This window comes from Sedimentisphaera salicampi, assembly GCF_002117005.1.
Lineage (GTDB): Bacteria > Planctomycetota > Phycisphaerae > Sedimentisphaerales > Sedimentisphaeraceae > Sedimentisphaera > Sedimentisphaera salicampi.
Genome location: NZ_CP021023.1, coordinates 538,163 through 550,041, shown reverse-complemented (window position 1 = coordinate 550,041; position 11,879 = coordinate 538,163). Strand labels below are relative to the sequence as shown.

Annotated in this window: 9 protein-coding genes; 5 read left to right on the top strand and 4 right to left on the bottom strand. The window is 46.8% G+C overall.

What is annotated here, in order from left to right; all coding sequences use genetic code 11:
- Positions 1 to 9: 9 nt before the first annotated feature.
- The 3 genes from STSP1_RS02060 to aroC all read right to left on the bottom strand — a co-directional run bounded on the left by STSP1_RS02060 (position 10) and on the right by aroC (position 3,441).
- Entirely contained in the window at positions 10 to 540 is a 531-nt protein-coding gene (locus STSP1_RS02060) for a D-glycero-alpha-D-manno-heptose-1,7-bisphosphate 7-phosphatase (protein WP_161491564.1), read from the bottom strand.
- Between the two features lie 20 nt (positions 541 to 560).
- Positions 561 to 1,712, bottom strand: coding sequence for an MFS transporter (locus STSP1_RS02055; RefSeq protein WP_161491563.1), 1,152 nt, complete (start codon positions 1,710 to 1,712; stop codon positions 561 to 563).
- A gap of 136 nt (positions 1,713 to 1,848) precedes the next feature.
- Entirely contained in the window at positions 1,849 to 3,441 is a 1,593-nt protein-coding gene (gene aroC / locus STSP1_RS02050; protein ID WP_085754758.1) for a chorismate synthase, read from the bottom strand.
- 425 nt (positions 3,442 to 3,866) lie between these two features.
- Between aroC and eno the strand changes: the two genes are divergently transcribed.
- The 4 genes from eno (at position 3,867) to STSP1_RS02030 (ending at position 8,065) form a co-directional block, all read left to right on the top strand.
- Positions 3,867 to 5,162: a phosphopyruvate hydratase gene (eno, locus tag STSP1_RS02045; protein ID WP_085754757.1), complete on the top strand. Its 1,296-nt coding sequence runs from the start codon at positions 3,867 to 3,869 to the stop codon at positions 5,160 to 5,162.
- A 146-nt stretch (positions 5,163 to 5,308) separates the two neighbouring features.
- Positions 5,309 to 6,268, top strand: a complete 960-nt coding sequence (locus STSP1_RS02040) for a glycoside hydrolase family 43 protein (protein WP_085754756.1) — start codon at positions 5,309 to 5,311, stop codon at positions 6,266 to 6,268.
- Between the two features lie 130 nt (positions 6,269 to 6,398).
- On the top strand, positions 6,399 to 7,175 hold the full coding sequence (gene larB / locus STSP1_RS02035) for a nickel pincer cofactor biosynthesis protein LarB (RefSeq protein WP_085754755.1): 777 nt from the start codon (positions 6,399 to 6,401) through the stop codon (positions 7,173 to 7,175).
- Positions 7,172 to 8,065: an NAD(P)H-hydrate dehydratase gene (locus STSP1_RS02030; RefSeq protein ID WP_085754754.1), complete on the top strand. Its 894-nt coding sequence runs from the start codon at positions 7,172 to 7,174 to the stop codon at positions 8,063 to 8,065. Before larB ends, STSP1_RS02030 begins: the two co-directional genes overlap by 4 nt.
- A 29-nt stretch (positions 8,066 to 8,094) precedes the next feature.
- Here the strand turns inward: STSP1_RS02030 and STSP1_RS02025 are convergent, their stop codons facing one another.
- Complete coding sequence (locus STSP1_RS02025) at positions 8,095 to 8,649, bottom strand: class I SAM-dependent methyltransferase (protein ID WP_085754753.1); 555 nt, start codon at positions 8,647 to 8,649, stop codon at positions 8,095 to 8,097.
- A gap of 297 nt (positions 8,650 to 8,946) precedes the next feature.
- On the opposite strand from STSP1_RS02025, the gene STSP1_RS02020 reads away from it, so the two are divergent.
- Complete coding sequence (locus STSP1_RS02020; RefSeq protein WP_161491562.1) at positions 8,947 to 11,817, top strand: LamG-like jellyroll fold domain-containing protein; 2,871 nt, start codon at positions 8,947 to 8,949, stop codon at positions 11,815 to 11,817.
- Positions 11,818 to 11,879: the final 62 nt, after the last annotated feature.

The following is an 11,879-nucleotide window of genomic DNA, read 5'->3' as shown; positions in this document are numbered from 1 at the left end:
TCCTTTAAATTATTTTTGTGCGAGTATTATATCGGCTGCTTCGCCGATATCTTTTACAGTTAATGCATTTTCGGGCAGCTCGTTAAGATGCTTTATGCCGTGCCCGGTTAAAACGTATATTCCTTTTCCGCCGGCATCTTCAGCAAGATGGTAATCGCTTGGATGGTCCCCTACACTGTAAGACTCTAATATATTAATGCCATAATCTGCCGCTGATTTCCATAGAAAAAATGGATTTGGCTTTTTGCAGCTGCAAAAGTCTTCATTTTTGTGCGGGCAAACGTATGTATCGGTGATTTTAATGCCTTTCTCAAGCAGCGTGTTGTTTACATAAGCGTTCACTGATTCCACATCTCTCTGCCCCAGCAGCCCCTTGCCAATCCCCGACTGGTATGTAATAATAAAGAGCTTGAAACTTACCTGAAGCTTAATCAGTGCGTCGAAAGTCTCTTCAAAGAAGACAACCTCTTCAGGCGAGCTGAGATGCCCTCTGTCTTCAATCAGAGTTCCATCTCTATCGAGAAATACAGCTTTATTCACAATAAACCCTCTATTACAATTTAAGCCGTTTCTTCCGCTCGTTTGGGGGATCTGAGACCCATTGCGTTGATTCCCATTGCCGCAAAAACTATCAAACTGCTTACCGCTATGCCGATTGTGAAAGTTCCTGTTGAGTCAGCTATCCAGCCGCCTGCTCCTGGACCTATGATACCGGCAAGACCGTACCAGAGAAAGCATATTGGGTACAGGCTTGGGAAAAGTTTTGTTCCGAAATGTGATACCATTGATGATGCATATACAACAAAGCACGCACCAAAGTTTATGCCTACTATCAGCGTAGCTGCAAGCAGCAAGGGTTCGGGCATCTCTATGAAAAACAAAATGACGGAGATACCAAGAGCCCCCAGAGAGGCCAGAACAGTAGGGCGTACACCTAACTTATCGTGAATCTGTCCCCAAATAATTCGTCCTGATGCGTTCCCTACAGCGAAAATTGAAATTCCAAGAGTAGCAGTTTCGCTTGTAAGACCGAGGCTCAGGAGAATGGGCTTTAAGTTTCCTATTACAAGAAGTCCTGCGAAAGTACCTGCAAACATCCCTGCACAGAGCATTATAAAAGGTTTTGAAAGCAGGCAGCTTGAAATGTCTTTCTCCTCTAAATTCTCACTTTTCGGCTTAACAGCTCCCTTATCAGGCTCTTTAAGAAGCAGGCTGGCTGCGATTGCAAGCCCGCCGAAGCCGTATCCAATGAGCCGAAAAACCTCTAACACATTCCAATTGAGGGCGGTTAGAAGATATTCTGACAGGGAGCTTAAGGCAATTGCCCCGCCGCCGAATCCCGCAACTACCACTCCCGTAACAAGCCCCTTGTTGTTGGGGAACCATTTCATACCAACTGTGAGCGGGCAAACATATCCAGCCCCAATGCCTGCACCAGCAAGAATTCCAATTCCTGCTAGAATCACTGCATAGCTCCCGCCTGAGATTGATGCTGTGAGATACCCGAGTGAAAAAAGCAGGGCTCCTGTGAAGGCAATCTTTCGGGGAGAGAATCTTCCAAGAAGTCTGCCTGAGGGAATCATAACCACTGTGAAAACTGCAATGTTAATCCCGAAGATCATGCCGGCCTGTCCGTTGCTCTGCCCGTAGTCTTCGGTTAGCGAGGGTATAAAAACGCTCCAAGCATAAACCCCGCCCAATACTGACTGCATCAAGACGCCTGCAACTAGTACGATCCACTTTCTCATATTAACCCTTTCTATAAATCAGCCTCAGCTTCTAAGATAAAAGTTAAGCCGACTCTTTTCTTATTCCTAACAGCTGCATACCCGTTTAATTCAAGCCAGATTATATATCGGATCTCAGCCTTTGTTGAATCTCCCAGCAGTCCAGCAATACAAGCGCAGCCATTGATTCAACTACAGGAATAATCCTCGGCACAATGCAAGGGTCGTGCCGGCCTTCAATCTTGATCTTTTCGGATCGACCTTCTATATCCACTGTTTCCTGCTGCCGGGATATTGAAGGAGTCGGTTTCACGGCAAGCCTTATCAGAATATCCTGCCCTGTAGAAATGCCCCCCAGCACTCCGCCTGCATGATTTGTTTGGAAATCATTATCCTTCATTTGATCATTGAATTCGCTTCCCAAGCTTCGAGCAGCTTCAAAACCGTCTCCAAACTCTAAACCCTTAACTGCCCCGAGAGAGAACAATGCTCCAGCAAGCCTTGCATCGAGTTTGCCGAAAACCGGATCTCCAAGTCCCGCAGGTGCGCCGGAAATCCTCAGCTCCACAATCCCGCCTAGTGAATCGCCGTTTTTGAGGGCATCCATAATCGCCTGCTGCATTTTTTCAGCTGCATCTTTATCTGCGCAGCGAACAGGATTTGCTTCTATATCATTTTCATTATAACTGCTTGACTTTACTCCGCCAATCTCGGCGCTGGAGGCAGTTATTTTTACACCTCGCTCTGAGAGTATTTTCTTAGCAGTTGCTCCTGAAGCGACCCTTCCGGCAGTTTCCCTCCCGGAAGACCTGCCTCCGCCTTTGTGATCTCTGATGCCGTATTTCTTCCAGAACGTGAAATCTGCATGCCCAGGGCGGAACAGATGTTTGATAATGTCGTACTTTGTAGAATCCTGATCTTTGTTTTCGATGATCATTGCTATTGGCGTGCCGGTGGTTTTTCCTTCAAACACGCCCGATAGAATTCTAACTTTATCCTTCTCGCTTCTGGGTGTTGAAACGCTGCTTTGGCCTGGACGGCGGCGGTCAAGCTCCGACTGAATATCTTCAGCAGAAAACTCAATTCCGGGTTTTAGCCCGTCGAGAACCACACCTACCGCATCGCCGTGGCTCTCCCCGAAGGTAGTAGAGCGGATGACCTGGCCTTGGGTATTCGGGGATTTCGAAAGCACCGCAAAGTAATCTGTAACAGCGCTTATGAATTTGCCCGGATTGTCTTTATCATCAGAGACATCAATTGTTACATCTGCAAAAGGCTCTATTGCCTCAATCTTCTTGTTTGCAACATCCCTGAAATAGTCTTCAGGAGAAGGGCGGCTGAAATATATAGAGCTGCCTCTGTTTTTAAGCCTTTCCCAAAGGATGTCCAAATCAGCCTTTAGGAGTACGATAACAGAATCGTCCCTAAGAAGCCTTCTTGAATCAGAGTCCATCAGGGTTGACCCGCCTACAGAAATGATGCACCAGTCCAGCTCTGCAGCTTCTTTAACAGCACGTTTTTCGTATTCTCGAAAGGCCGCTTCGCCCAGCTTTTCGCATATTTCATAGAAGTTGAGCTTATCATTGTGCTCACGGCTGTAAAGCTCTTCAATTATCCCGTCTGTCTCATAAAAGGGTATTTCAAGTCTTTTAGCAGCTTCAGCACCTATAGTGCTTTTGCCGCTGCATTTTGGGCCTGTTATTATTATCTTCATTTTTCTTCTGGGCTTTAAAGGTCTTTTGCATAAGCAGTTGCTTTTTTCGGCTCATTATGCCTTCATTTTCAAATCCGGCGGCGCACAAAAAACCAGCAGAATCCCATTTGAGACTTGCCGGCATATTGATTGTCTGTTTCTTTTATCTTAAACGATTCATTAGTAATCGATCTGCCAAATTTTCAAAACAGCAGGTATTTAATCTGGCAGGCATCTTTCCTGCCTTTAATATGTTTTTAATTATATAGAAACTAACTTTTGGTCAAGTTTTTTATTTACAGCTTCAGATATTCAGCCCTCCAAAATGCGGGTTCCAATCTTGCTTTTACTTGACTTATCTCTGCCCTTTATTACACTGAGCGCTGTTTCTGCTTTTAATGTAAAAACAGCTTAATAATAATGCATAAAACGAAAGGAAAAGTGCAATGTATGCAACTATAGTAGATGTAAGAGGGCGTGAGATCCTTGATTCTCGCGGCAACCCGACAGTTGAGGTTGATGTACTGCTAGATGACGGCTCTATGGGGCGTGCGTCAGTTCCAAGCGGCGCTTCAACAGGAGCGTTTGAGGCCTGCGAGCTCCGCGACGGCGATAAAGACCGTTATCTTGGTAAAGGGACTCTCAAGGCTGTTAATAATGTAAACGAGATCATCGCTCCTGAGCTGGTTGGTATGAATGCGATGGATCAGGAAACCCTCGATAAAACGATGCTCGAACTTGACGGCACGGAAAACAAGACGAAGCTCGGTGCTAATGCAGTTCTCGGTGTTTCTCTTGCAAACGCCAAGGCTGCTGCTGAGAGTGCGGGGCTCCCGCTCTACCGCTATATCGGCGGGTCAAACGCAAGCACATTGCCTGTTCCTATGATGAATATCCTCAACGGAGGCGAACACGCAGACAACAATGTTGACTTTCAGGAATTTATGGCTATGCCGGTTGGTGCTGAGAGCTTCCAGCAGGCTCTCCAGATGGGTGCAGAGGTTTTCCATACGCTTAAGAAGGTTCTCGCAAGCCGCGGCTATAATACTGCTGTTGGCGATGAGGGCGGATTCGCTCCTTCTCTCAAGAGCAACGAAGAGGCCTGCGAGGTAATCGTGGAAGCTATAGAAAAGGCCGGCTACAAACCCGGCGAACAGGTAGCAATAGCTCTTGACCCTGCTTCAACAGAGATGTGGAACGAGAAAGACAACACCTACACTTTTTTCAAGAGCAATCCTGACAAAAAGATGACAGGCGAAGAAATGGCAGCTCACTGGGCTGCTTGGATCGATAAATATCCGATCGTTTCGATCGAAGACGGACTCGCTGAAGAAGACTGGGAAGGCTGGAAGAAATTCACTGCAGACTGCGGAGATAAGTGCCAGCTTGTTGGTGATGATCTTTTCGTTACCAATACAAACAGGCTCGCAAAGGGTATCGAGATGGGTGCTGCAAACTCAATCCTGATTAAGGTAAATCAGATTGGCACGCTCACTGAAACCATTAACGCTGTTAAGCTTGCCCAGCTCCACGGCTATACTGCGGTAATGAGCCACCGTTCAGGTGAAACTGAAGACTCAACCATCGCTGATCTGGCCGTTGCTCTGTGCTGCGGGCAGATAAAAACTGGCGCTCCTTCAAGGTCTGACCGTGTTGCAAAATACAATCAGCTTCTGAGAATCGCGGAAGATCTCGATTCAAATGCAAAATACGGAAGAGATACAATGCTTTACCTCAAGTAAGCAGGGTTTAGATACGCATATTTAAAGGACGCAGGATTCTTTCCAGCGTCCTTTTTTTTGTTTTCTGCGATGGAAAAAGCTTGCAGAAGTATGTACGATTTAATATTGTAAAAGCGGTAAATAAATGTATTTGAAAGGCGGTTATAATGAGCAGTAAATTGTATTTCTTATTTTGCATCCTGCTTGCGGCATCAGGTTTATCCGCAGAGAAGCAAAAAGATGGGCTAAAGCTGGAAGATTTTCACGTCCACGATCCCTTCATACTTGCTGATGAGAAAACGCAAACCTATTACCTCTACAGCACAGGCGGAAAAGCCTTCTTCAGCAAAGATTTGGAAAACTGGGAAGGCCCGTTTAAGTTTATTGAGATACCAGACGATAGCTGGGCAAACCCCAGACACGGTGCATGGGCACCTGAAGTGCATATCTACAACGGCAAATATTATCTTTTTGTTACGCTGCATAACAACGACAGGCCTGTTAAAGGAAAAGGAAAGCCGCTTCGCCCAAGGCATATGAGAAGCACGCAGGTATTGGTAAGCGATTCACCCAAGGGGCCTTTCAAGCCGATGAGCAAAATGCCCACTCTCCCCGCAGGGATGATGACCTTAGACGGAACATTCTTTGTCGAGGACGGCTGCCCTTGGATGGTTTACTGCCATGAATGGGTTCAGATATTCGACGGAACAATTGAAGCTGTAAGGCTCACAAATGATTTATCCGATACTGTTGGGCAGCCTGAATTGCTTTTCCGCGGCTCGGATGCCCCATGGGCGGGAGCAGTAAACAAAGAGAAGGGAGCTTATGTAACCGACGGGTGCTTTTTATATAGAACAAAGGCCGGCAAGCTCCTTATGCTCTGGTCGAGTTGGCAGAAAAATCACAAATATACTCAGGGGCTCGCTGAAAGCACCTCCGGTAAGCTCAAAGGGCCATGGAAGCAGAAAAAACCCCTGCTTACCAACGACAGCGGGCATGGAATGATATTTAAAACCTTCGACGGCCGGCTGATGCTTGCAGTTCACAGGCCTACTATGAGCCCTGATTCAAGAGCAAGGCTCCACGAAATCATAGACACAGGAGACAGCATAAAGCTGAAAGACTAATCATTTGAAAATGAGAATCAATATTTTAAAAATACGTAACTGATAAGACTCTTTCAAAAGTTATTATGCCATTCTTGCATTGCCGAGCTCTGCAGGATATAATCTTGAATATTATTAAGCTGGCGGATATATGGAAAATTCACAAATAAAGGTAATTCTTGAAAAAGTAAGCTCAGGTGAGATAAGCCCTGCGGATGCTTTGAAAAAGCTTCGTGTGCTCCCGTTCGTCCACACAGAAAACGCCTGCATAGATACACACCGCTCTGTGCGATGCGGCTTTCCGGAAGTGATTTACTGCCCGGGCAAGAGCACAGGCGAGATAGTTCAGATATTTCGAAAGCTGTATGAGACTGGCGTAAATATCCTGGCAACCAGAGCAGAGGAGCCGGTTTATCAGGCAGTACGGGACAGCGAAATATGCCCGCGAGAAGACCTTACCTACGATCCGAGGGGTAGAACAATTACACTGATGCAGGATCATTACGATTCACTTCACGGAGATATATCCGTCGTAACAGCGGGTACAGCAGATGTGCCTGTGGGAAGAGAAGCTCTTGCAACGTGCCTTGCGATGGGTCAGAATGCCGAGCTTATTGCAGATGTCGGCGTAGCTGGGATACATAGGCTTTTAAGCAGGCTTGAACGCATTCGAAAGAGCAATGTGGTGATAGTAGCAGCGGGAATGGAAGGCGCTCTTGCGAGCGTTGTGGCAGGGTTGGTAGATGTGCCCGTAATCGGTGTACCCACGAGCGTGGGGTATGGTTCGAATTTCGGCGGTCTGTCCGCTCTTCTCACAATGCTAAACAGCTGCGCAAACGGCGTGAGCGTAGTGAACATTGACAACGGTTTCTCAGCCGGTTATACAGCCTCTCTAATCAACAGGAATTTTAAGCGGAGTGATGAATGAATATAATATCCAACATAAAATTTCTTGAGCCGAGAGTTTCAAACGGCTACAAAAATATGTACGGACGCTGCCTTGTAGTTGGCGGTTCACGGAATATGTCCGGAGCCCCCGTTTTGTCTGGGAAAGCTGCCCTGCGTTCTGGAGCAGGGCTTGTGGAGCTAGTAGTACCAGAGCCGGCATATTTGCCAGCGTCTTCTAGTGAGCCGTGTTATATGGTAACCCCCGCTGATGCAGACAGGACAGGTAAATTCAGCAAAGATTCTGTTGATGAAGTCCTCGCTTCTGCGGAGAAGGCAGATGTGATAGCCGTTGGGCCGGGGCTGGGAATTGGAGAAAATCTTCAGCTTCTTATTTCTGAGCTGATAAAGGTGCCCGAGTTCAACATTGTTATTGATGCAGACGGGATAAACAACCTCATCCATATTCCGCATTGGCCGAATATGGCAAGGGCGAATATAATCCTCACGCCTCATCCGGGTGAGATGAAGCGTCTTGCAGCATCTATTTCGATGGAATATTCTCCTGATGAAAGGCTCGAAAATGCTGCCGAACTCTCGCTTGAATCCGGCACAATTGTGGTGCTAAAAGGCGCTGAGAGCGTTGTGGCTTTCGGCGAGGACTGCTATGTAAACAATACAGGCAATCCCGGAATGGCCACAGGCGGAAGCGGGGACGTGCTCACAGGTATGTCAGCAGCTCTCTGGGCGCAGATGCAGAGAAATCAGGCTGATGAAGATCAGCTCAGAAACGCATTCGACGCAGCAATTCTGGCCGTTTATCTGCACGGAGCGGCGGGAGACATTGCAGAGGATAAATGCGGAACAGCTGCTATGATATCATCGGATATAATCGAAGCTCTGCCGCAGGCATTCCGCACGAACGGTATGTGATTGCCGTATGACTCCTAATTGCGGCAGTATTATTCAAATCTGAAAACAGAGAGGTAGTTGAAGCTGCCGGCGGGTGAACAGATCTCAGCTTTCATTCCAACCGCTTTTTCCAGTTCTTCCGGGGTATATCGAATATTCAATGGCGGGCCGAAACCTGTATCTTCCTTCTTGAATTCCAAAACAGCAAGTCTGCCTGATGGTTTTAAAATTCGCGATGTTTCCTTCTTGAAACTGCTGATTTGCCCGTCTGTAAATCCGTGAAATACGTTCGATAGATACACCAAATCCACTGAAGCGTCTTCAATCGGCATCCTTTCTGTAATGCTTGCAAGATGCACTTCTGTATTTTCTGCGCTGAATTCGGACTTGAGATTCTCGATTGAATTCTCGTGAGCATCTATCGCATAAACCTTCCCTTCAATTCCGGTGAGTTCGGAGAAGAGTTTGGTCATATATCCGTTCCCGCAGCCGGCATCAAGTATGCTCTGGCCGGGAGTAATATCAAGAAGCTCTAAAACCGTTTCTGTATCAACGATAAGTTCGGATGATTTCCCACCGTGCTGGTGTTTGTGTGTGCTGTTCATATTAATCCTTTATCTCTTTAGAATATTTTCGGTGATTTTAAAAGAAGCCAAAGATGTGTCAATTAGCTCTGCTTGACTATTATCTGTAATTTCTTACACTAAATCCCAATGATTAGAATTATAGAGTATTAGATTCAATCCGGCTTTTTACAGAATTATGGTTATGATTTTCCTTACAGCCGGCAAATAGTTATGAAAATTTTTCATCGAGGGGTTATGATGAAAATATTACCGCGTAAATGGGATTTTTCGTTGTGCGCTGGATTTGGATTAAATTCAGCTTTAGCATTATTTACAATGCTGGTTTTGTGTGGCAGTTCTTTTGCTCATCAGATTTGGTTCAATTCTAAGATGGAATACTCCGATTCCCGCCCGCAGATGAGCCCGCAAAGCGAGGCCAATTTCTCAGGGGCGGATTTCGATGCAGGGAATATCGGCGGATCCGGGAATAATTCAAGCGGAGGCACTGATAACGGCACGGCAAACGACAGCTTCACCTATGTTGCAAACAATCAGCCCATTCAAGGTCAAGCTTTCACCACAGCAAGTTCAGCCCACGGCTACAGGCTTAATTCCATTACCGTTCAGATGGCCGGCTATTCAAATAATGTCGCAGAGGACGGTGATCAAGTTTTCTGGGATCTGAGAGAAAAAAACGGGCCGATAATCCTTACGATAGCGAGGATTGAAGGCAGCAGCCGAAAGGTTATAACAAGTCAGCTTTTCAAAGCGGGCGGTCTTGATAATCCGGGCAATGGTCAGAGCAGCAACGGGCCGGGTACTTACATTACCTTCCATCTTCCATTTACTACTATTCTCCAGCCCAATGCTGTGTACGGATTTGAGATTGCGATTGGCAACGGAAGCTCCAACTTTTTCGAATGGCTTGGAACTAAAAGCGATTCTTATCAGTCTGGACGCGCATATCATCATTCCGGGAACGAGGTTACCTTTCTTGATGGAGACCATACTTTTGCTGCCGATATGACTGCCCTAAGCTTTCCCCCGACAGGGTTTGAACATCCATCTGCACTTCACAGTAAGGAAGAGCTCAATTTAATGAAAGAGAAAGTGGATGCTGAAGAGCAGCCTTGGCTTTCAGGCTGGAATATGCTTCTCAGCAGCCCATACAACAATTTCGGCTGGCCTGCTTATAACGTTGACTACATCTCCCGAGGCGGAGCGAGCGATAATTACACGCGTTGCCAGCAGGATGCCCATCTGATCTATACTCAGGCCCTCAGATGGCACATTACAGGTGATACAGCTTACGCAGACAGGGCAGTGCATATAGCAAATGTCTGGTCTGATTTGATTGGTCTGCAAGGAAATTCCAACAGGTCTTTAGCGGCAGGTATATGCGGATTTTTATTTGCTGCCTCAGGTGATCTGCTCAGCTCTTATCCTGGCTGGGAAGATGAAGATAAGAAGGCTTACAAGGATATGATGATGCGTGTGTTCTACCCCGAAAACCTTGATTTCCTGTGGCGTCATCACGATACGTTCTGGCGTGAGGGCGGAAATACGCATTACCGCCTGAACTGGGATACTGCAAATATGGCCTCTATGGCAGCTATTGGCGTACTTTGCGATAACAGGGCTGTTTATGAGCAGGCCTTAGACTTTTTTAAATACGGACCTGGCAACGGAAGAGTTGAGCGGGCGGCTTGGTATATCCATCCAAACGGGCTCGGCCAGGGGGAAGAGGCTGGAAGAGACCAAGGGCACAATCTCGGCGGTTGGTACTTTATGGCTATGCTCTGCAAAATTGCCTGGAATCAGGGCGATGATCTTTTCGGTTATGACAATAACCGCGTGCTTAGAGCATTTGAATACAATGCAAAATACAACCTCGGCCACAACGTTCCCTACACCCGCCATCAGAACTGCGATATGGGATATACCGAAGGTTCAGTTTCCAGCGCGGGAAGAGGGCTCGGCGGATACTATCAGTATGAGCTGGTTTACAATCATTATGAAAAGCAGAAGGGCATTGCCGCACCTTGGAGCAAAAGGGCGGCAGAGCAATTAAGACCCGAGCCTTGGCCGGATACAGGTCTCCATCCCTCCCAGGTGGATTGGTTCGGCCTTGGAACGCTTACATTCACAAAAGAGCCTCAGGCTTCTGAAACACCTCCTGCAGGGCTGAGAGCAAATTGGAGCAATAACGAGATTACGCTGCACTGGTGGGGCTCTGCAGGGTCAGAGAGCTATATCATAAAACGCTCTGAAACCCCTGATTCCGGTTTCAATGAGCTTGGAAGGGTTAACCCGCCAGACTTGTATTTTAAGGACACAAGCGTCGAAAACGGCAAGACGTATTATTATATCGTGGAGGCTGTACGGTCATCTGAGAATCTGCAAAGTGAGCCTCTGCGTGTTTCGCAGGAACTGGCCGCTCATTATACCTTTGAAGGTGATGTGAAAGATCTTGCAGGCAGCAAAGACGCCAAACTCTGCGGGGCAGAAGACGGCCTGCCGGGCTTCACTTCAGGCGTTAATAGTTCTAAAGCAATTGATCTGAACGGCAAAAATCAGTACGTCAAACTCCCCGCAGGAGCGGGCAATTATCAGGATATTACCGTTTCAGCATGGGTTTACTGGCGCGGCGGGGGAGACTGGCAGCGTGTGTTTGATTTTGGCTCTGAGATTGAAAAGTCTATATTTCTTACAGTTTCCGGCAATGGAGGGGTTCAGTTTGGACTCACAACTACAAAATGGGGCAATTATGAAGGCGATGCCTGCTATTATCTCCGCGGGCCGGAAATGCCCGTAAACAAGTGGACTCATCTGGCCGTTTCGCTCAAAGGAGACACCGCAACTCTCTACGTAAACGCCGAGCCGGAGGATCAGAAGCAAGTGAGCCTTGTTGACCCGCTTTTTGCCCAGCCTTACTGCTATATAGGCAAGAGTATGTGGAATTCCGATCCCTGCTTTAACGGCAAAATCGATGATTTTAGAATTTACAACTACGGCCTTTCTCAAGAGCAGATAGAAAACCTCCCAGGCGAGGATGAACGGATGCAGGTTTTGCGTTCTCTCGCGCATTGGTGGCTCTTTGTTTGCCCTGCTGGGGAAGATGAAAAAGGCTGCCTTGCAATAGATTTTGATTCAAGCGGGGCTATTGATTATAAAGACTTCTGCATATTTGCTTATATGTGGAGTTAGATATGTCCAGTTTATACATGCAAATTTGTCGGCTTTTATTACTAATATGACTATGTTTTAGA